We start from the raw sequence: 20,027 nt of genomic DNA, 5'->3' as shown, positions 1-20,027 counted from the left end.
CCCCAGGTTTCTGATCAGTCGTCGGATGCTGCCGAGACTACATACTCGCTGTGGAACGCCCAGCGGTGGACCGGGCGCGCCAGCAGGCCGTCCGGCGGCTGCGGGGCCTCGGCCGGTTCGGCCCGCTCCGGCCACCAGCTGATCACCAGGACCCTCTCCCCGGGCGCGCTGAACAGCTCCGTCCGGGCCGCGCCGGCCCCGGCCAGCGCCGGCACCACCCGCTCCCGGGCCCACGCCAGCAGCTCGGCACCGCGCCCGTCGGCCGCGCGGGCCTCCCACATCGCCGCCCTCACGACTGGCCGAGCGCCCGGTAGGCCTCGCCGTGCACGTCCGTGTGCTGCGGGGCCGGCACCGACACCTCGGTCAGCGGCAGCGAGGAGTCCGCCGAGAGGTCGAACGCCGAGGGCTCCCGGTTGCGCCAGACCATCTCGGCGCCGAGCGCGGCCACCATCGCCCCGTTGTCGGTGCACAGGCCGGGCCGCGGCACCCGCAGCCGGATGCCGGCCCGCTCGCAGCGCTGCTCCGCCAGGGCGCGCAGCCGGGAGTTGGCCGCCACCCCGCCGCCGATCATCAGGTGGTCGACGTCGTGGTCCTTGCAGGCCTTGATCGCCTTGCGGGTCAGCACATCGGTGACCGCCTCCTGGAAGGAGGCCGCGACGTCCGCGATCGGCACCTCCTCGCCGGCCCGCCGCTTGGCCTCCACCCAGCGGGCCACCGCGGTCTTCAGGCCGGAGAACGAGAAGTCGTACTCCGGGTCCTTGGGGCCGCTCAGGCCGCGCGGGAAGTGGATCGCCTTGCGGTCGCCCTCGCGGGCCCGGCGGTCCACCACCGGGCCGCCGGGGAAGCCCAGGCCGAGCACCCGGGCCACCTTGTCGAAGGCCTCGCCGGCCGCGTCGTCGATGGTGGCGCCGAGCGGGCGCACATCGGCGGTGATGTCACCGGTGAGCAGCAGCGAGGAGTGCCCGCCGGAGACCAGCAGCGCCATGGTCGGCTCGGGCAGCCGGCCGTGCTCCAGCTGGTCCACGCAGATGTGCGAGGCGAGGTGGTTGACCCCGTACAGCGGCTTGTCCAGCGCCCAGGCGTAGGCCTTGGCCGCCGAGACGCCGACCAGCAGGGCGCCGGCCAGGCCGGGCCCGGCGGTGACCGCGATCCCGTCCAGGTCGCTCGCCTTGATCCCGGCGGTGTCCAGGGCCCGCTGGATGGTCGGGACCATCGCCTCAAGGTGCGCCCGGCTGGCGATCTCCGGGACCACGCCGCCGAACCGGGCGTGGTCGTTGACGCTGGAGGCCACCGCGTCGGCGAGCAGCGTGGTGCCGCGCACGATGCCGACGCCGGTCTCGTCGCAGGAGGTCTCGATGCCCAGGACGAGCGGTTCGTCAGCCATGGTCTTCCTCGGTGTGGTTCGTCGTCTGGTGGTCGAGGCGCATCACCAGCGCGTCGACGTTGGCGGGCTGGTAGTAGCCGCGCCGGATGCCGACCGGCACGAAGCCGTGGCGCTCGTACAGCCCTTGGGCGCGGGCGTTGTCCACCCGCACCTCCAGCAGCAGTTCGGCGCAGCCGCGCCGCGCCGACTCGGTGATCAGGTCGGTGAGCAGCAGCGCGCCCAGGCCGCGGCCCTGGTGCTGGTCGGCCACGGCGATGGTCTGCACGTCGCTCTCGTCGCCGATCGCCATCAGGCCGGCGTACCCGGCGATGGCGCCGTCCTCGGTGACGGCCACCGTGTAGTGCCGGCTGCCGCCGGGGTGGGCCTCGGCCAACTCGGACCAGTACATGCCGCGCGACCACGCGTCCTCGGGGAAGAGCTGGAGTTCCAGTTCCATCACCGGCTCGATGTCCCACCAGCGCATCGGGCGCAGCGCGAGACGGCTCATGCGCCCGCCTCGCAGAGCTCGGCGGGGACATTCGCCCACGCGCACCTCTCGATGGTGACCTCGCTCCGCTCGCTCACGCGCCCGCCTCGCAGAGCTCGGCGGGGACATTCGCCCACGCGCACCTCTCGATGGTGACCTCGCTCCGCTCGCTCACGCGCCCGCCTCGCAGAGCTCGGCGGGGGCATTCGCCCACGCGCACGTCTCAATGGTGACCTCGCTCCGCTCGGTCACTGCGGCAGCACCGCCTTGTAGCCGGCCGGCACCTGGGCGTCCGGGCGGCGCAGGTAGAGCGGGGCGTTCGGCAGCAGCTCGCGGCCGGCGGCCAGCTCGGTGACCGCGAAGTCGGCCAGCGCGCCGGCCGACAGGTGCTCGGGGCCGCGGGCGCCTGGGAAGGCCTCGGGGTAGAGCAGTGCGCCCGCGCCCACCGAGACCTCGCGCACCGCCAGGTCGCCGGGCCGGTCCACCGCGGGGCCGGCGGTCCGGCGGCCCTCGGAGTCGTAGTCGGCCCAGTAGACCTCCTTGCGCCGGGCGTCGGTGGCGGCGGTGAACGGACCGGTCAGCCCCTCGGTGCGGGCCTGGTGGGCGATCGCGTCCAGGGAGCAGACGCCGTGCACGGGCAGGTCGAGCGCATGGCCGAGCGCGGCGGCGGTGACCAGGCCGACCCGCAGGCCGGTGTACGGGCCGGGGCCGACGCCGACCGCGATCGCGGTCAGCTCCCGCTTGTCCACGCCGGCCTCGGCCAGCACCCGGCCGATCGCGGGCAGCAGCAGTTCGCCGTGCCGTCGGGCGTCGACCTGGTAGGTCTGCGCCAGGACGGCCGTGCCGTCGTGGACGGCGGCGGTGACGGCGGGGGTAGCGGTGTCGAACGCGAGCAGCAGCACGGATCCAAGGTTAGAGGGTTCGCGGAGTGAGCTATTCGTACTAGTACGGAACACACGTTCGCGGCTGCCCCGGGCCGCCGCCCCAACCTGGCACGATAGGGGCCTGGCACGATAGGGACGGTCCTTCGCGAAGACGGGAGCCCACGGTGGCGAAGACAGGTCCTGCGGTCACGGTCGCCGCCCTGACCCTGGCCGCGCTCGCGCTGGTCACCGTGCTCGCCGTGCAGGCCGAGGGCACCGCCCGCACCGCCGCTGCCGCCGAGCCGAGCGCCACGGCGACCACGACCGCACCCTCCCCCTCCCCCAGCACCTCCCCCACTCCCACCCTGCAGCCGCTGCCCCCGGCGGCCGCGGTCGGCGGCACCCGCCGGGTGGTGTACTCGATCGGCGCCAAGCAGGTCTGGCTGGTCGATCCGAAGAAGGATCCGCAGCTGGTGGCGGCGTTCCTGGTGGAGCCCGGTTCGGTGAACCCGGCGCCGGGCAGCTACACGGTCTCGTCCCGGTCGGCCGCCACCCATGGCAGCGACGGCCGCCCGGTGGAGCACGTGGTCCGGTTCGGCGAGCACGGCGGCACGGTCTTCGGCTTCAGCGCGGCCGTGGACGGCGGCACGCCGGCCGCCGTCCCCAACGCCAGGACGGGCGGCATCCGCTCCACCCGGCAGGACGGTCAGGCGCTCTGGGACTTCGCGGGGATCGGCACCCGGGTCCTGGTGCTGCCCTGATCATCGGGGGCCTGGTCGGCGGGCGCGGGCGGGGTGCAGACGGCCGCGGCGGCGGCACAGGAGGACAGCAACCGGCTCATCGGTACCGGTGTCCCGGTGGACCGACCGGGCTGCTCGGTGGGGCTGCTGGTCATCGCGACTCCCTAGTTAGGTTCACCTAACTGCGGGACCCATCCCATCATGGCGGTGAGCCGGGCCGCAACACCATGCCGACAACCTGTCGGCAACCGGTTCAGTCCAGCGCCACCGACAGGTCGACGCCGTCCCAGCGCGGGCCGAACCCGGTCAGCGCGAGCACCCGCGGATCGGCGTCGTCGGCCTGGGCCGCGTCCCCGCCCAGGGCCCGCTCGATCCGCACCTCCAGCCGGCTCTCGGACAGCCCCTCGACCCGGCCCTCGCCCCACTCGACCACGACCACCGACTCGGGCAGCGAGACGTCCAGGTCGAGGTCCTCCATCTCGTCCAGCCCGCCGCCGAGCCGGTAGGCGTCGACGTGGACCAGGGCCGGCCCGCCGACCACCGAGGGGTGCACCCGGGCGATCACGAAGGTCGGCGAGGTCACCGCCCCGCGCACGCCGAGGCCCTCGCCCAGTCCGCGGGTGAGGGTGGTCTTGCCGGCGCCCAGCTCCCCGGAGAGCAGCACCAGGTCCCCGGGGCGCAGCAGGGCGGCCAGCCGCCGCCCGAGGGCGGTCATCCGCTCGGCCGACGGGACGGTGATGGTGGCGTGCGCGCCCATGGTTCCTCTTGTCTGCGTGTGGTCGGTGGCCTGCCAGCCAACGGTGCCACATCCACTGCCGCGAGCGCACCGAGCGGTCGTTCCGTGCGGGCCCCGGGCCCGGCCCGGGGCCGCTCAGGGTTGATCCGCCGCCAGCTCCCGCACCTGCTCCGGCAGCGGCAGGCCGGTGCGGCGCAGCAGCCGCGCCAGCTGCCGGTCCACCTCGTCCGAGCGCTCCAGCAGCACCAGGTGGCCGGCTCCCGGCAGCAGCTCCAGCTCGGCGCCGGGCAGCGTCCGGGCGATCGCCGCGCTGTGCGAGGCGGGTGTCAGCAGGTCGTCGGTGCCGGCCAGCACCAGCACCGGCAGCGGGGGCAGGGCGGCCAGCGCCCCGGCCTTGTCGTGCGCGCTGAACACCGGGTAGAACTCGGCGACCACGTCGATCGGCGTGCTGTCCAGCAGCTGCTCGGCGAACCGCGCGATGCCCGGGTCCACGTCCTTGCCGCCGTTGCCGAACGAGAACCGGCGGTAGAAGACCGCCGCGATGTCGGCCCCGGCCCGCCGGGTGGCCTCCACCACCCCGACCTGACTGCCCAGCAGCTTCACCACGCCGGGCCCGACCCGCCGCCAGACCTTCATCCCGGCCGAGCTCAGGCCCAGGTCGATGGAGTCCCAGTCCCCCGCCGTGGTGCCGATCAGCGCCACGGCCACCACCCGACCGCCGTGGTCCGAGGGGGCGAACAGTTCGGGGTGCTGCTCGGCCAGCGCCATCACGGTCATGCCGCCCATCGAGTGGCCGACCAGGACGATCGGCCCGGTCGGCACCACCGTGTCGAGCACCGTCTTGAGGTCGCCGCCGAGCTGGTCGATGGTGGCCGGCATGCCGTCGAGGTAGGAGCGGGAGCGGTCGGAGCGGCCGTGGCTGCGCTGGTCCCAGAAGACCAGCCGCAGACCGCCGCGCAGCGCCGCCCGCTGGAAGTGGAAGCTGTCCTGGTTGAGGCAGTAGCCGTGGCAGAAGACCACGGTCGGCGCCCCGGGGACGACCTCGTCGGGCTCGTCCACCTCGACGTACAGCGCGGTGCCGTCGGCGGCGGCCACCTTGCGCGGCCGGCCGCGCAGCGACCCGAACGGGGCGGCGGCGTCCAGCTCTTGGCGGGCCCGCCGCCGGGCCCGGCCCAGGGTGAGCCGCTCGATGGCGACGCCCGCGGCGGCACCGGCGGCCAGCACGCCGAGGCCGATCAGTCCGGCCCGGCCGACCCCGTTGCCACCGCCGCCCTCGGTCATCCGCGGCTCACCCGTGGCTGGCGCCGAAGTAGCGCCTCGGCACCCGGGCTCCGATCCGGGTGACGATCTCGTAGGCGATGGTGTCGCTGGCCCGGGCCCAGTCCTCGGCGGTCGGCTCGCCGCGCTCGCCGTTGCCGAACAGCAGCACCTCCTCGCCGACCGCGGGGGTGTCGCCGCCCAGGTCCACCACGAACTGGTCCATCGCGACCCGGCCGGCCACGGTGTACCACTTGCCGGCGATCTGCACCGGCCCGGCGCTGCTGGCGTGCCGCGGGATGCCGTCGGCGTAGCCGAGCGGGACCAGGCCGACGGTGGTCTCACCCGGGGTGATGTATTTGTGGCCGTAGCTGACGCCGTGCCCGCCGGGCAGCTGCTTGACCAGCGCCAGCCGGGCGCTGAGCGACATCACCGGACGCAGCCCGAAGTCGGCCGGGGTGCCGACCTCGGGGACTGGCGACACGCCGTACATCGCCAGGCCGGTGCGGACCAGGTCGTAGTGCGAGCCGGGCAGCAGCAGGGTGGCCGGCGAGTTGGCGATGTGCCGCACCTCGGGGCGCAGGCCGGCCCGCTCGGCGTAGGCCAGCGCGACCGCGAAGGCGTCCAGCTGGGCCTGGATGGAGGGGTGGCCGGGCTCGTCGGCGCAGGCGAAGTGCGACCAGATGCCGACCACCCGCAGTTCGCCGGCCGCCTCGGCGCGCCGCGCGGCGTCCACCAGGTCGGGCCAGTCGCGCGGCTGGCAGCCGTTGCGGCCCAGGCCGGTGTCGGCCTTGAGGTGGACCCTGGCCGGCACACCGGTCTCCCGGACGGCGGCGAGCAGCTCGTCCAGCGCCCACTGGCCGCTGATCGAGATGTCCAGCCGGTCGCGCAGTGCCCGGGCCCAGGGGCCGCCCGGCGTCCACAGCCAGCAGAGGATCCGGGCCTGCTCGGGGCCGATGCCGGCGGCCCGCAGTGCCAGTGCCTCGTCCGGGGTGGCGGTGCCGATCCAGCGCACGCCGGCGGCCAGCGCCTCCAGGGCGCACGGCAGCGCGCCGTGGCCGTAGCCGTCGGCCTTCACCACGGCCATCAGGTCGGCGCTCGGCGTCCGCTCGCGCAGGGCGGCGAGGTTGCTGTTCAGCGCGGCGAGGTCGATCGCCGCCTCGGCGCGCACTCCCTCGGCGAGCATGGTGGTCCCGGTCGTGTTCGCAGTTGTCATCACGGTCAGTCTCCCAGACCTGTGCTCGCCTGCTGGTGGCCCCCCTGCGACGCGGTCACATCGCGCCAGGCCGCGGGCAGGGCCGCGGCCACCTCCTGCGCGGTGATGGGGGCCTCGCCCCGGTCACTCACAGTGCCGATGACGCCGCTGCCCGGCGCCCGGTTCCCGGCGGCGGCCAGCCGCCCGGCCAGGCCGTGCAGATAGGCCGCGGCGGGGGCGGCGTCGAACGGCGGCAGGCCGGCGGCCAGCAGCGCGCCTGCCAGGCCGGCCAGCACATCGCCGCTGCCGGCGGTGGCCAGCCAGCCGGTGCCGGTCGGGTTCACCCGGACGGCGCCGTCCGGCCGGGCGACCACGGTGCTGGAGCCCTTGAGCAGCACCACGGCCCCGTAGCGGGCGGCCAGCTCGCGGGCGTACCGCAGCCGGGCGGCGGCCACCTGGTCGGCCGTCACCTCGCCGCCCAGCAGCCGGGCCGCCTCGCCGGCGTGCGGGGTGAGCAGGGTGGGCGCGGTGCGGCCGGCCAGCGCGCCGGGGCCGCGGCGGGCCAGTTCGGTCAGCCCGTCGGCGTCCACCAGCACCGGCACCTCGGCGGCCAGCGCGATCTCCAAGGCGTCGGGGGTGTCCTCGCCGGAGCCGGGGCCGACCACCCAGGACTGCACCCGGCCGCTGGTCAGCAGCACCTCGGGGTGGCGGCGCACCACCTCTTCGGCGGGCCGGCCGAGGTAGCGCACCGCGCCCGCGCCGCCGTGCAGCGCGCCGGCCACCGCGAGCAGCGCGGCGCCCGGGTAGCGCTCGGAGCCGGCCAGCACGCCGACCACGCCGCGCCGGTACTTGTCGCTCTCGCGGTCCGGGCGGGGCAGCAGTGCGGCCAGGTCGGCGTGCTGCGGCGCCTGGACGGCGGCGGTCGGCGGGCGCAGCCCGATCGGCACCAGCTGCACCGGACCGGCGTGGCCGGCGCCCGGGTCGATCAGCAGGCCGGGCTTGTAGGTGCCGAAGGTGACGGTGAGGTCGGCTCGCAGCGCGGCGCCGGGCACCTCGCCGGTGTCCGCGTCCACCCCGCTGGGCAGGTCCACGGCGACCAGCAGCCCGCGCCGCGCCGCACTGGCGTACGGCGCGGCGGCCGGGCGCAGCCCACCGCGGCCGCCGATGCCGACGATGCCGTCCAGGATCAGGTCCGCGCGCGAGAAGTCGGCCAGGCCGACGTTCTGATCCACGGTCACCTGACCGCCCGTCGCGCGCAAGGCCGCCAAGCCGCCCGGATGGGCCCGTTCGGGTGAGAGCAGCACCGCGCTGACGGCGGCACCGCGGCGGGCCAGCGCGGCGCCGGCGAAGAGCGCGTCGCCGCCGTTGTCGCCGCTGCCGGCCAGCACCAGCACCCGGCTGCCGTAGACCCGGCCGCGCCGCTCGCGCAGCAGCCGCGCGCAGGTGGCGGCCAGGCCGGCCACGGCGCGGTCCATCAGCGGCTGCCCGGCCAGGGCGGCCTCGGCGGCCCGGACCTCTTCGACGGTGTGAGCGTGGCGCATGGGCTGACGCTACCCCTCGGCCACCACCATCGCAGTGGCCACACCCGCGTCGTGGCTGAGCGACAGGTGCCAGGAGCGCACCCCGAGCTCGGCGGCCCTCGCCGCCACCGTGCCGCTGACGTGCAGAGTCGGCCGGCCCGACGGCTCGGTACGCACCTCGGCGTCGTGCCACTCCAGACCCGGCGGTGCGCCCAGCACCTTGGCCAGCGCCTCCTTGGCCGCGAACCGGGCCGCCAACGACTCGGCCGAGCGAGGTGCGCCCGAAGGCAGCACCCGCTCGGCCGGGGTGAAGAGCTTGTCCAGCAGGGCCGGGGTCCGGGCCATCGAGGCGGCGAAGCGGTCGATGCCCGCCACGTCGATGCCCACTGCGATGATCACCCGACCCACAGTACTGGGCCGCTCCTACTCCACCGTCACGGACTTCGCCAGGTTGCGCGGCTGGTCCACCTCGTGGCCCTTGGCGGTGGCCAGCTCGCAGGCGAAGACCTGCAGCGGCACGGTGGCGACCAGCGGCTGCAGCAGGGTGGGCGTGGCCGGGATCCGGATCAGGTGGTCGGCGTACGGCACCACGGCCTCGTCGCCCTCCTCGGCGATCACGATGGTCCGAGCGCCGCGGGCCCGGATCTCCTGGATGTTGGAGACGATCTTGTCGTGCAGGATCGACCGCCCGCGCGGCGACGGCACGACCACCACCACCGGCAGCCCCTCCTCGATCAGCGCGATCGGCCCGTGCTTGAGCTCGCCCGCCGCGAAGCCCTCGGCGTGCATGTACGCCAGCTCCTTGAGCTTGAGCGCGCCCTCCAGCGCCACCGGGAAGCCGACGTGCCGGCCGAGGAAGAGCACCGAGCGGGCGTCGGCCAGCGAGCGGGCCAGCTCGCGCACCGGCTCCATGGTCCCCAGCACCTGCTCGACCTGCTTCGGCGCGTCGCCGAGCTCGCGGATGATGGTGAAGATCTCGTCGCCCCACTTGGTGCCGCGCACCTGGCCCAGGTAGAGCGCCACCAGGTAGCAGGCGACCAGCTGGGTCAGGAAGGCCTTGGTGGAGGCCACCGCCACCTCGGGCCCGGCGTGGGTGTAGAGCACCGCGTCGGACTCGCGCGGGATGGTGGAGCCGTTGGTGTTGCAGATCGCCAGCACCCGGGCGCCCTGCTCGCGGGCGTGCCGCAGCGCCATCAGGGTGTCCATGGTCTCGCCCGACTGCGAGATGGCGATCACCAGCGTGTGGTCGTTCAGTATCGGGTCCCGGTAGCGGAACTCGGAGGCCACCTCGACCTCGCACGGGATCCGGGTCCAGTGCTCGATCGCGTACTTGGCGATCATGCCCGCGTGGAAGGCGGTGCCGCAGGCCACGATGACGACCTTGTCGATCTCGCGCAGCACCGAGTCGGGGATCCGCACCTCGTCCAGGGTGAGTCGGCCGTCGGTGCCGATCCGGCCCAGCAGGGTGTCCGCGACCGCCTTGGGCTGCTCGGCGATCTCCTTGAGCATGAAGTAGTCGTAGCCGCCCTTCTCGGCGGCCGAGGCGTCCCAGTCCACGTGGTACTCGCGGACCTCGGCGGGCACGCCGTCGAAGTCGGTGACGGTCACCGAGTCGGCGCGCAGCTCCACCACCTGGTCCTGGCCGAGCTCGACGGCCTCCCGGGTGTGGGCGATGAACGCCGCCACATCCGAGGCCAGGAAGTTCTCGCCGTCTCCGCGGCCGACCACCAGCGGCGAGTTGCGCCGGGCGCCGACCACCACGCCGGGCGCGTCGGCGTGCACCGCCACCAGGGTGAAGGCACCGTCCAGCTGGCGGCAGACGATCCGCATCGCCTCGGCCAGGTCGCCCTGGAAGGCCTCGCCGATCAGGTGGGCGACCACCTCGGTGTCGGTCTCGGAGCGCAGCTCGTGGCCGCGCTCGGCCAGCTCGGCCCGCAGCTGGGCGAAGTTCTCGATGATGCCGTTGTGGACCACGGCCACCCGGCGGTGGTCGTCCAGATGGGGGTGGGCATTGGCATCCGTGGGCCCGCCGTGGGTGGCCCAGCGGGTGTGCCCGATACCGGTGGTGCCGCCGGGGAGGGGGTTCTCGGCAAGCGACTTCTCAAGGTTGACGAGCTTTCCGGCCCGCTTGTCCGTGGCGAGACTCCACTGCCCCTGGGAGTCCGCCGCCTGAACGGCCACGCCCGCCGAGTCGTACCCTCGGTACTCCAGGCGCTGCAGGCCGGCGATCACAACGTCGAGTGCGCTCTGCGAGCCCACATAACCAACAATTCCGCACATATGTGTCAGCATAAGGGCCGGTCCAACCGGCGCAGCTTGTCGACCGGTGCCCGGCAGCCTGCCACCGGGCCATCACTGGTGACCGACACCACAGGTCCGAGCCCCGCCGGGACGGCTCACAATGGAGCATGTGCTGACCGAACTCTGTACCCGGGGCGCCCAATCGGCGCCCGGCCCGTCGCCGTCACCGTACGTCGACCTGTCCCGGGCCGAGTGGAGCGCCCTGCGCGACCGTACACCGCTGCCGCTCACCGCCGACGAGGTGGAACAGCTGCGCGGCCTGGGTACGGCACTCGACCTGGACGAGGTGCGTGACGTCTACCTGCCGCTCTCCCGGCTGCTGAACCTCTACATCCACGCCACCCACGAACTGCGCGGCGCCGTGGGCACCTTCCTGGACACCCCCGACACCGAGCGCACCCGCACCCCGTTCATCATCGGCGTGGCCGGCTCGGTGGCGGTCGGCAAGTCCACCACCGCCCGCCTGCTGCAGGCGCTGCTGGCCCGCTGGCCCGAGCACCCCCGGGTCGAACTGGTCACCACCGACGGCTTCCTGCTGCCCAACGACGAGCTGCGCCGGCGCGGTCTGATGGCCCGCAAGGGCTTCCCGGAGTCCTACGACCGCCGGGCCCTGATGCGCTTCGTGGCCGACGTGAAGGCCGGCAAGGCGGAGGTGACCGCGCCGGTCTACTCGCACCTGGTCTACGACATCGTGCCCGACGAGCGGCTCACCGTGCAGCGCCCCGACATCCTGATCGTCGAGGGCCTCAACGTGCTGCAGCCCGCGCTGCCCGGCACCGACGGCCGCACCCGGCTGGCGGTGGCCGACTACTTCGACTTCTCGATCTACGTCGACGCCCGCACCGACGACATCGAGAACTGGTACCTGTCCCGGTTCAAGAAGCTCCGGGACACCGCCTTCCAGGACCCCAACTCCTACTTCCGCCGGTTCACCGAAGTGCCGGAGGAGGAGGCGATGGAGTACGGCCGCCAGGTCTGGCGCACCATCAACAAGCCCAACCTGCTGGAGAACGTGCTGCCCACCCGCGGCCGGGCCACCCTGATCCTGCAGAAGGGGCCCGACCACAAGGTCCGCCGCGCGCTGCTGCGCAAGCTCTGACAGCGTGTCGGCCTGACCCCCGGTGGTCAGGCCGACACACCGTCAAACCGCCAGCTGCTCCCGGACGACCGCCGCCAGCCGGTCGGCGATCGCCCCGGCCTGCTCCTGATCGGCCGCCTCGACCATCACCCGCACCAGCGGCTCGGTGCCGGACGGCCGCAGCAGCACCCGGCCGGTGCTGCCCAGCTCGGCGGTGGCCGCCTCGACCGCCGCCGACAGCTCGGCGCAGGCGCCGACCCGGCTCTTGTCCACGCCCTTGACGTTGACCAGCACCTGCGGCAGCCGGGTCATCACGGCCGCCAGCTCGGCCAGGGTCCGCTTGGTGGCGGCCAGTCGGGCGCCCAGCATCAGGCCGGTCAGGGTGCCGTCGCCGGTGGTCGCGTGGTCCAGCAGGATCACATGGCCGGACTGCTCGCCGCCCAGCGCGTAGCCGTGCTCCTTCATCGCCTCCAGCACGTAGCGGTCCCCCACCGCCGTCTCGACCAGGGCGATCCCCTCGCGCTCCATGGCCAGCTTGAAGCCCAGGTTGGCCATCACGGTGCCGACCGCGGTGTTGCCGCGCAGCGTGCCGGCCTCGCGCATGGCCAGCGCCAGGACCGCGATGATCTGGTCGCCGTCCACCTCGTTGCCCTCGGCGTCGGCGGCCAGGCAGCGGTCCGCGTCGCCGTCCAGCGCGATGCCGAGGTCGGCCCGGTGCTCGCGCATGGCGTGGCGCAGCCCGTCCAGGTGGGTGGAGCCGACGCCGTCGTTGATGTTCAGGCCGGTCGGCTCGGCACCCAGGGTGTAGACCACCTCGGCGCCGGCCCGGGCGAACGCCTCCGGGGCCACCCGGGCGGCCGCGCCGTGCGCACCGTCGATGACCACCCGGACGCCGTCCAGCCGGTTGGGCAGCACCGCGACCAGGTGGGCGACGTACTTGTCGAAGCCCTCGGTGTACTCGTGCACCCGGCCGACCCCGGCACCGGTCGGACGCGGCCGCGCCAGGCTGCCGTCCTGGTTCTTGCGGTAGTCGGCCTCGATGGCGTCCTCGACCGCGTCGTCCAGCTTGTGGCCGCCGCGGGCCAGGAACTTGATCCCGTTGTCCGGCATCGCGTTGTGGCTGGCGGAGAGCATCACACCGAAGTCCGCGCCGAGCGCACCGGTCAGGTACGCCACCGCGGGGGTGGGCAGCACGCCGACCCGCAGCACGTCCACGCCGGAGCCCGCCAGGCCGGCGATCACCGCGGCCTCCAGGAACTCGCCGCTGGCCCGCGGATCGCGGCCGACCACCGCGACCGGACGCCGGCCGCCGAAGCCGCCCGCATCGCCCAGTACGTGCGCGGCGGCCATCGAGAGGCCGAGCGCCAGTTCGGCGGTCAGGCTTTCGTTGGCCACACCGCGTACGCCGTCGGTTCCGAAGAGTCGTGCCACAGTCCCGTCCTTCACTGGAGGCCGACGGTCGGTGCGAGGGGGAAGCCGACCGCCGGATTGCTCGTCCCTGGCCGCCTGACCGGTCCAGGGAGCACAACGCCCCGAAGCACAGAGTGCTCCGGGGCGTAGGTCCCACCTGCGGGGTGCGCACCAAGGGCGGTACGCACCCCGGGGCGTGATTAGCGCTTGCTGTACTGCGGGGCCTTACGGGCCTTCTTCAGACCGGCCTTCTTGCGCTCGACGGCGCGAGCGTCGCGGGTCAGGAAGCCGGCCTTCTTGAGGGCGCCGCGGTTGTTGTCCACGTCGGCCTCGTTCAGGGCACGGGCCACGCCGAGGCGCAGCGCGTAGGCCTGACCGGAGACGCCGCCACCCGCGATGCGGGCGATGACGTCGTAACGGCCGTCCAGCTCAAGGAGCTTGAAGGGCTCGTTCACGGTCTGCTGGTGCACCTTGTTGGGGAAGTAGTCCTCAAGGGTGCGACCGTTGATCTTCCACTTGCCGGTGCCGGGGACGATGCGCACGCGGGCGATCGCCTCCTTGCGACGGCCGAGGCCGGCGCCGGGGATCGCCTCGCTGAAGCGGCCGGCGAGCGACTCGGTGGAGTACGAGGTCTCCTCCTCGGAGGTGTACTCGGTGAGCTCCTCGTCGAAGTCGACGTCAAGGGTGGTCTCGATGGCAGCGTTCTCGGCCACGATGTTCCTCAGCTTTTCTTAGTTAAGGGCTTGTGGCCGGAATTACTGCGCGACCTGGGTGATCTCGAACGGCACCGGCTGCTGGGCAGCGTGCGGGTGCACCGGGCCCGCGTAGACCTTGAGCTTCGAGAGCATCTGACGGCCCAGGCTGTTCTTGGGGATCATGCCCTTGATGGCCTTCTCGACGGCCTTCTCCGGGTTGTTCGCCAGCAGGTCGTCGTAGCGGACCGAGCGGAGACCGCCCGGGAAACCGCTGTGGCGGTACGCCAGCTTCTGGGTCTTCTTGTTACCCGACAGGTGCACCTTGTCCGCGTTGATGATGATGACGAAGTCACCGGTGTCAACGTGCGGCGCGTAGATCGCCTTGTGCTTACCCCGGAGGAGGTTGGCGGCCTGGGAGGCCAGGCGGCCGAGCACGACGTCGTTCGCGTCGATGACGTGCCACTGACGCTGGACGTCGCCGGGCTTGGGGCTGTACGTACGCACGGTCGTAGCCTCTGCTTTTCAGTGAGTGAGTCCTGACAGGAGCACCTGTACGAGTGGATCAGCCTGGTTCCGCTTGGACGCAATCAAGAGGAGCCGCTGGTCATCGGCCTATGGTGTCTCCGGCGTACCGACCTCTCACGTGAGATGGAGCGAGCCAATACGCACAACAAGGGCCCACGATACCGGTCGGCCGGTGAAGACGCCAAACGATCACCGGTCGCGCTCGACCCGCCGCTCGTCCCAGACCGGCTCCGACGACTCGTAGACCCGCCCGTCACTGCCGAACACCAGGAACCGGTCGAAGGTCTTGGCGAACCAGCGGTCGTGGCTGACGCACAGCACCGTGCCGTCGAACGCCTCCAGCGCCTGCTGCAGCGCCTCGGCGCTCTCCAGGTCGAGGTTGTCGGTCGGCTCGTCGAGCAGCAGCGCGGTGACGCCCTGCAGCTCCAGCTTGAGGATCATCAGCCGGGCCTGCTGACCACCGGAGAGCGACTCGAACTTCTGCTCCTCCTGCCGGTCCAGCTCGTAGCGGCGCAGCGCGCCCATCGCGGCGCCGCGGCTGAGCGCGTGCTCCTCCTCGATGATCGAGCGGACCGTGCGGCCCAGCAGCTCCGGGTGCGCGTGGGTCTGCCGGAAGTGGCCGGGCACCACCCGCGCGCCGAGCCGGAACGAGCCAGTGTGCGCCACCGTCTCGTCGCCGGCCAGCAGCCGCAGGAAGTGCGACTTGCCGGAGCCGTTGGAGCCCAGCACGCCGACCCGCTCGCCGTAGAAGACCTCCAGGTCGAACGGCTGCATGAGGCCCGTCAGTTCGAGCTGCTCGATGGTCAGCGCCCGCACGCCGGTGCGCCCGCCCTTGAGCCGCATGGTGATGTTCTGCTCGCGCGGCGGGGCCTCCGGGCGGCCGGCCTCCTCGAACTTCTTCAGCCGGGTCTGCGCGGCGGCGTACCGGGAGGCCATGTCATGGCTGACCGAGGCCGCCTGGCGGAGCGTCAGCACCAGCTTCTTCAGCTTGGCGTGCTCCTCGTCCCAGCGCCGGCCGAGCTCCTCGAACCGGGCGAACCGGTCCTGGCGGGCCTGGTGGAACGAGTCGAAGCCGCCGCCGTGCACCCAGACGCTGGAGCCGGCCGCGCCGGACTCGACGCTGATGATCTTGTCGGCGGTACGGGAGAGCAGCTCCCGGTCGTGCGAGATGTAGAGCACCGTCTTGGGGGTGGCCTTGATCGCCTCCTCCAGCCAGCGCTTGCCGGGCACGTCCAGGTAGTTGTCCGGCTCGTCCAGCAGCAGCACCTCGTCGGGGCCGCGCAGCAGCGCCTCCAGCACCAGCCGCTTCTGCTCGCCGCCGGAGAGCGTGTTGAGGCCGCGGAACTGGGCGCGGTCGAACGGCATGCCGAGCGCCGCCATGGTGCAGACGTCCCAGTCGGTCTCGAAGTCGTAGCCGCCGACGTCGGCCCAGTCGGAGAGCGCCTGGGCGTAGGCCAGCTGCGACTTCTCGTCGTCCTGGGCCAGCATCGCCAGCTCCGCGGCGTCCACCGCCCGGGCCGCCTGGGCGATCCGGGCCGGCGCCACCGAGACCAGCAGGTCCCGCACCGAGGCGTCGGCAGGCAGCGCACCGGGCGAGGCCGCCTGGTCCTCGCGCCCGGTGGTGCCGACGAACTGGCGCATCACCCCCAGGCCGCCGCTGACCGTCACGCTGCCGCCGTGCGGCTGCACATCCCCGGCGATCATGCGCAGCAGAGTGGTCTTACCGGCCCCGTTGGCTCCCACCAGGGCGACCGCGGAGCCCTCGCCGACCCGGAAGGACGCGTCGTCGAACAGCACCCGCCCATCCGGCAGGTAGTACTCCAGGTGTGAAATCTCGACGTGTCCCATGAGTCGAAATTGTCCTATGCCCGCCAGGTAGCGCCCAAATGGATTAAGGAGCCTGGCCCGGCAGGGTGCGCATCCGGCGGGCCTGGCGGCTGCGCTCGGCCAACTGGTCGTCGGCCGGGTAGCCGACCTCCTCCAGGGTCAGGCCGTACGGGCGGATCACGTTGACCGCGCTGTTGCGCACCCCGCCGGCCAGCACCTCGCCGGGGAACTCCACCGGCCGGTGCCCGTCCCCGACCAGCAGCATCGCGCCGACCAGGGCCCGCACCATGTTGTGGCAGAAGGCGTCGGCACGCACCGTGGCCACCGCCATGGTGCCCTCCTGGGCCGCGTACGGGTCCATCGGCACCCGGTCCCAGTGCAGCTCCAGCAGGGTCCGGATGGTGGTCGCGCCTTCCCGCTTCTTGCAGTAGGCGGCGAAGTCGTGCTCGCCGAGCAGCAGTCGGGCCGCGGCGTTCATCTTCTCCACGTCCAGCGGGCGGTCGTGCCAGAGCACATGGCCGCGCAGCAGCGGGTCCACCCCGCCCGGGTGGTCGGCCACCCGGTAGGCGTAGCGCCGCCAGATCGCGCTGAACCGCGCGTCGAATCCCGCCGCCGCCTCGGCCACCCGGTAGATCCGCACATCGGCCGGCAGCCGCCCGGCCAGCCGGCGCAGCAGCTTCTCGCCGTGCAGCGCCCAGAGCTCGTCGGGCAGGTCGACGTGGGCCACCTGGCCGCGGGCGTGCACCCCGGCGTCGGTGCGGCCGGCCACGGTGAGCGGGAAGAGCTCCCGGCTGCGGGTGACCACCTGCAGGGCGCTCTCGATCTCCTCCTGCACGGTGCGCCGCCCGCGCTGCCGGGCCCAGCCGGAGAACTCCGCCCCTTGGTAGGACAAGTCCAGCCGGAGCCGGGTGTACCCCTCGGCGGGGCCGTCTTGGCGCGGGGCCGGCTCGGCGCAGTCGTTCACCACACATACCTCTCTCGGGACAAACGGAACGGGCCCGCTCCCCCGCCGAAGCGGTGAGAGCGGGCCCGTGATGCTGCGTGTTGAGCGGGCGTCAGGCCTGCTCGTCCGCCGGGGCGGCGTCGGCCGGAGCCTCGGCAGCGGCCTCGGGGGCAACGTCGGCGTCCTTGGCGGCGCGCTTGGTGGCGGCCTCGGCCTCGCCGACCGCGGTCTGGGCCACGGTGAGGGCCTCGACCAGCTCGATCACGGCCATCGGGGCGTTGTCGCCACGGCGGCCACCGATCTTGGTGATGCGGGTGTAGCCACCCGGGCGGTTCTCGTAGCGCGGCGCGATCTCGGTGAAGAGGGTGTGCAGCACGGCGACGTCGGTGATGGTCTTGCGGACCACGCGACGGTTGTGCAGGTCGCCCTTCTTGGCCTTGGTGATCAGCTTCTCCGCCAGCGGGCGCAGGCGGCGGGCCTTGGCCTCGGTGGTGGTGATGCGGCCGTACTGGAACAGCTCGCGGGCCAGGCCGGCCAGCAGCAGCGGCTCGTGGTGCGGGCCGCCGCCGAGGCGGGCGCCCTTGGTGGGACGGGGCATGGGTGCGCTCCTTGAATCTCCGACTGCGGCCGTATCAGGTACCGCAGCGGGCGCACCGGCACTGTTGCCGGTACGACTTGCATCGAAGAGGGGCGGCTCCCGGGGAGCCGCCCCCGCTCCAAACTCTTAGTACTGCTCGGTCTCGGCGTAGCCCTGGTCGTCCAGGTCGTCGGCGCCGAAGGCGTCGGCGGCCGCGGTCGGGTCGAACCCGGGCGGGCTGTCCTTGAGGGCCAGGCCCATGCCGGCCAGCTTGGCCTTTACCTCGTCGATCGACTTCGCACCGAAGTTGCGGATGTCGAGCAGGTCCGCCTCGGACCGGGCGACGAGCTCACCCACGGTGTGGATGCCCTCGCGCTTGAGGCAGTTGTACGACCGAACGGTGAGCTCCAGCTCTTCGATCGGCAGCGCCAGGTCGGCGGCCAGGGCGGCGTCCGTCGGGGACGGGCCCATGTCGATGCCCTCGGCGTCGATGTTCAGCTCGCGGGCGAGACCGAACAGCTCGACCAGGGTCTTGCCGGCCGAGGCCATGGCGTCACGCGGACGCATGGCGGGCTTGGTCTCGACGTCGACGATCAGCTTGTCGAAGTCGGTCCGCTGCTCGACACGGGTGGCCTCGACCTTGTAGGTGACCTTCAGCACGGGGCTGTAGATCGAGTCGACCGGGATCCGGCCGATCTCCTGGCCGGAGGCCTTGTTCTGGACCGCGGAGACGTAGCCGCGACCGCGCTCGACGGTCAGCTCCATCTCCAGCTTGCCCTTGCCGTTCAGGGTGGCGAGGACCAGCTCGGGGTTGTGCACCTCGACACCGGCCGGCGGGGCGATGTCGGCGGCGGTGACCACACCCGGGCCCTGCTTGCGCAGGTACATCACGACCGGCTCGTCGTGCTCCGAGGAGACGACCAGCTGCTTGATGTTCAGGATGAGGTCGGTGACGTCCTCCTTGACGCCCGGCACGGTGGTGAACTCGTGCAGGACACCGTCGATCCGGATGCTGGTGACAGCGGCGCCCGGGATCGAGGAGAGCAGGGTGCGGCGAAGCGAGTTGCCGAGGGTGTAGCCGAAGCCCGGCTCCAGCGGCTCGATGACGAACCGCGAGCGGTACTCGTCGACAACCTCTTCGGTCAGCGAGGGGCGCTGAGCGATGAGCATGTTCAGTCCTCCAGTTGTACTCGGCACCCACTATTTGATGCCGAACAAGACCAGCGTACGGGCTCCTGCTGAAAACAGGAGCCCGTACGCGGTTTAAGACACTCGCACCCGAAGGCGCCGCGTCAGACGCTAGGGAGTCGGCCGAAGCCGAACCACCTGCCTGATGTCAGACGCGGCGGCGCTTCGGCGGACGGCAGCCGTTGTGCGGGGTGGGGGTGACGTCCTGGATCGAGCCGACCTCGAGGCCGGTGGCCTGGAGCGAACGGATCGCGGTCTCGCGGCCGGAGCCCGGACCCTTCACGAAGACGTCGACCTTGCGCATGCCGTGCTCCTGCGCGCGACGGGCAGCGGCCTCGGCGGCCATCTGCGCGGCGAACGGGGTGGACTTGCGCGAGCCCTTGAAGCCGACGTGGCCGGCGGAGGCCCAGGAGATCACGTTGCCCGAGGGGTCGGTGATCGAAACGATGGTGTTGTTGAACGTGCTCTTGATGTGAGCGTGCCCGTGAGCGACGTTCTTCTTTTCCTTGCGGCGGATCTTCTTCGCGCCGGCAGCCTGACGACCCTTGGGGGGCATAAGTCTGTTCTCCTACTGAGGTGGTCGGTCCGCTAACCCGCGGGCCGGAGGGATGTCCGGTTAACGGGCGGACTACTTCTTGCCCGGCTTCTTCTTGCCGGCAATCGCGCGACGCGGGCCCTTGCGGGTACGCGCGTTGGTGTGGGTGCGCTGACCGCGGACCGGCAGGCCGCGACGGTGACGCAGACCCTCGTAGCAACCGATCTCGACCTTGCGGCGGATGTCGGCGGCAACCTCACGGCGGAGGTCACCCTCAACGCGGAAGTTGGCGTCGATGAAGCGCTGCAGCGCGACCAGGTCGTCCTCGGAGATGTCGCGGACGCGGATGGACGGGTTCACGCCGGTCTCGGCCAGCGTCTGCTGGGCGCGGGTGCGGCCGATGCCGTAGACGTACGTGAGGGCGATCTCAATCCGCTTCTCGCGGGGGAGATCAACGCCGGAGAGGCGTGCCATTCAAGGCTCCTGTGATGTTCCTCAGAGGTCTTACGTGCCGCCTACCCGGACACCTCTCGGTGTGCGAGCCCCGGCCTCTGAACCGGGGGTGGCAGTCCGCTCCATGCGGGAGCGGATCGGGCGGCCCGCTTATGACGTTGTGCGCGTCGCGCGAAGTACTACGAGAAATGCGGGACGATCAGCCCTGGCGCTGCTTGTGGCGCAGGTTGTCGCAGATCACCATGACCCGGCCGTGGCGGCGGATCACCTTGCACTTGTCGCAGATCTTCTTGACGCTCGGCTTGACCTTCATGTTCCAGGTTCTCCGGGTCTA

General features: G+C 72.5%; 21 protein-coding genes and 1 pseudogene. 2 read left to right on the top strand and 20 right to left on the bottom strand.

The window, feature by feature from the left end:
- Positions 1–14: 14 nt before the first annotated feature.
- The 4 genes from E6W39_RS25920 to tsaB form a co-directional block, all read right to left on the bottom strand.
- Positions 15–281, bottom strand: a complete 267-nt coding sequence (locus tag E6W39_RS25920; protein ID WP_141635566.1) for a hypothetical protein — start codon at positions 279–281, stop codon at positions 15–17.
- A gap of 8 nt (positions 282–289) precedes the next feature.
- A complete protein-coding gene (tsaD, locus tag E6W39_RS25915) occupies positions 290–1,384 on the bottom strand; it encodes a tRNA (adenosine(37)-N6)-threonylcarbamoyltransferase complex transferase subunit TsaD (RefSeq protein WP_141635565.1) in 1,095 nt (364 codons plus the stop codon).
- Positions 1,377–1,871, bottom strand: coding sequence for a ribosomal protein S18-alanine N-acetyltransferase (gene rimI, locus E6W39_RS25910; protein ID WP_228718359.1), 495 nt, complete (start codon positions 1,869–1,871; stop codon positions 1,377–1,379). Before rimI ends, tsaD begins: the two co-directional genes overlap by 8 nt.
- A gap of 227 nt (positions 1,872–2,098) precedes the next feature.
- Complete coding sequence (tsaB, locus tag E6W39_RS25905; RefSeq protein ID WP_141635564.1) at positions 2,099–2,752, bottom strand: tRNA (adenosine(37)-N6)-threonylcarbamoyltransferase complex dimerization subunit type 1 TsaB; 654 nt, start codon at positions 2,750–2,752, stop codon at positions 2,099–2,101.
- A 146-nt stretch (positions 2,753–2,898) separates the two neighbouring features.
- Between tsaB and E6W39_RS39705 the strand changes: the two genes are divergently transcribed.
- Positions 2,899–3,474 (top strand): hypothetical protein, encoded by a 576-nt coding sequence (locus tag E6W39_RS39705; RefSeq protein ID WP_181799448.1) that lies wholly within the window; start codon positions 2,899–2,901, stop codon positions 3,472–3,474.
- Positions 3,475–3,706: 232 nt separating this feature from the next.
- Here the strand turns inward: E6W39_RS39705 and tsaE are convergent, their stop codons facing one another.
- The 6 genes and pseudogenes from tsaE to glmS form a co-directional block, all read right to left on the bottom strand.
- Positions 3,707–4,210, bottom strand: coding sequence for a tRNA (adenosine(37)-N6)-threonylcarbamoyltransferase complex ATPase subunit type 1 TsaE (gene tsaE / locus E6W39_RS25890; RefSeq protein ID WP_141635562.1), 504 nt, complete (start codon positions 4,208–4,210; stop codon positions 3,707–3,709).
- A gap of 103 nt (positions 4,211–4,313) precedes the next feature.
- Positions 4,314–5,470: pseudogene (locus tag E6W39_RS25885) on the bottom strand (alpha/beta fold hydrolase); the annotation flags it as partial.
- 7 nt (positions 5,471–5,477) lie between these two features.
- The gene (gene alr / locus E6W39_RS25880; RefSeq protein ID WP_141635560.1) at positions 5,478–6,662 is read right to left on the bottom strand and encodes an alanine racemase; all 1,185 of its coding nucleotides are present in this window, start codon (positions 6,660–6,662) and stop codon (positions 5,478–5,480) included.
- Between the two features lie 5 nt (positions 6,663–6,667).
- Entirely contained in the window at positions 6,668–8,182 is a 1,515-nt protein-coding gene (locus E6W39_RS25875) for an NAD(P)H-hydrate dehydratase (protein ID WP_141635559.1), read from the bottom strand.
- 9 nt (positions 8,183–8,191) lie between these two features.
- Positions 8,192–8,560: a holo-ACP synthase gene (locus E6W39_RS25870; RefSeq protein WP_141635558.1), complete on the bottom strand. Its 369-nt coding sequence runs from the start codon at positions 8,558–8,560 to the stop codon at positions 8,192–8,194.
- Between the two features lie 24 nt (positions 8,561–8,584).
- Positions 8,585–10,441 (bottom strand): glutamine--fructose-6-phosphate transaminase (isomerizing), encoded by a 1,857-nt coding sequence (gene glmS, locus E6W39_RS25865; RefSeq protein ID WP_141635557.1) that lies wholly within the window; start codon positions 10,439–10,441, stop codon positions 8,585–8,587.
- Between the two features lie 121 nt (positions 10,442–10,562).
- Here glmS and coaA point away from each other — a divergent pair, with 121 nt between their 5' ends.
- Positions 10,563–11,561 carry a type I pantothenate kinase gene (gene coaA, locus E6W39_RS25860; protein ID WP_141635556.1) on the top strand — a complete coding sequence of 333 codons (999 nt, stop codon included), beginning with the start codon at positions 10,563–10,565 and terminating at the stop codon, positions 11,559–11,561.
- Between the two features lie 42 nt (positions 11,562–11,603).
- Here the strand turns inward: coaA and glmM are convergent, their stop codons facing one another.
- The 10 genes from glmM to rpmJ all read right to left on the bottom strand — a co-directional run bounded on the left by glmM (position 11,604) and on the right by rpmJ (position 20,006).
- Positions 11,604–12,971 (bottom strand): phosphoglucosamine mutase, encoded by a 1,368-nt coding sequence (gene glmM, locus E6W39_RS25855; protein WP_141635555.1) that lies wholly within the window; start codon positions 12,969–12,971, stop codon positions 11,604–11,606.
- A 179-nt stretch (positions 12,972–13,150) separates the two neighbouring features.
- Complete coding sequence (gene rpsI, locus E6W39_RS25850; protein ID WP_141635554.1) at positions 13,151–13,663, bottom strand: 30S ribosomal protein S9; 513 nt, start codon at positions 13,661–13,663, stop codon at positions 13,151–13,153.
- Positions 13,664–13,705: 42 nt separating this feature from the next.
- Positions 13,706–14,149: a 50S ribosomal protein L13 gene (gene rplM, locus E6W39_RS25845; RefSeq protein ID WP_101381404.1), complete on the bottom strand. Its 444-nt coding sequence runs from the start codon at positions 14,147–14,149 to the stop codon at positions 13,706–13,708.
- A gap of 210 nt (positions 14,150–14,359) precedes the next feature.
- Positions 14,360–16,018 (bottom strand): ABC-F family ATP-binding cassette domain-containing protein, encoded by a 1,659-nt coding sequence (locus tag E6W39_RS25840; RefSeq protein WP_141635553.1) that lies wholly within the window; start codon positions 16,016–16,018, stop codon positions 14,360–14,362.
- A 43-nt stretch (positions 16,019–16,061) separates the two neighbouring features.
- Positions 16,062–16,964, bottom strand: coding sequence for a tRNA pseudouridine(38-40) synthase TruA (gene truA / locus E6W39_RS25835; protein WP_101381402.1), 903 nt, complete (start codon positions 16,962–16,964; stop codon positions 16,062–16,064).
- A gap of 88 nt (positions 16,965–17,052) precedes the next feature.
- A complete protein-coding gene (gene rplQ / locus E6W39_RS25830) occupies positions 17,053–17,538 on the bottom strand; it encodes a 50S ribosomal protein L17 (RefSeq protein WP_141635552.1) in 486 nt (161 codons plus the stop codon).
- 126 nt (positions 17,539–17,664) lie between these two features.
- Positions 17,665–18,687, bottom strand: a complete 1,023-nt coding sequence (locus E6W39_RS25825; RefSeq protein WP_101381400.1) for a DNA-directed RNA polymerase subunit alpha — start codon at positions 18,685–18,687, stop codon at positions 17,665–17,667.
- 166 nt (positions 18,688–18,853) lie between these two features.
- Positions 18,854–19,261, bottom strand: a complete 408-nt coding sequence (gene rpsK, locus E6W39_RS25820; protein ID WP_014136257.1) for a 30S ribosomal protein S11 — start codon at positions 19,259–19,261, stop codon at positions 18,854–18,856.
- 72 nt (positions 19,262–19,333) lie between these two features.
- Entirely contained in the window at positions 19,334–19,714 is a 381-nt protein-coding gene (gene rpsM / locus E6W39_RS25815; RefSeq protein ID WP_101381399.1) for a 30S ribosomal protein S13, read from the bottom strand.
- A 178-nt stretch (positions 19,715–19,892) separates the two neighbouring features.
- Entirely contained in the window at positions 19,893–20,006 is a 114-nt protein-coding gene (rpmJ, locus tag E6W39_RS25810) for a 50S ribosomal protein L36 (protein WP_003956441.1), read from the bottom strand.
- Between the last annotated feature and the right edge of the window lie 21 nt (positions 20,007–20,027).

It is taken from the genome of Kitasatospora acidiphila (genome assembly GCF_006636205.1).
Taxonomy (GTDB): Bacteria; Actinomycetota; Actinomycetes; order Streptomycetales; family Streptomycetaceae; genus Kitasatospora; species Kitasatospora acidiphila.
Note: the sequence above shows the minus strand (reverse complement) of the source record. Positions and strands in the feature narration are given on the sequence as shown.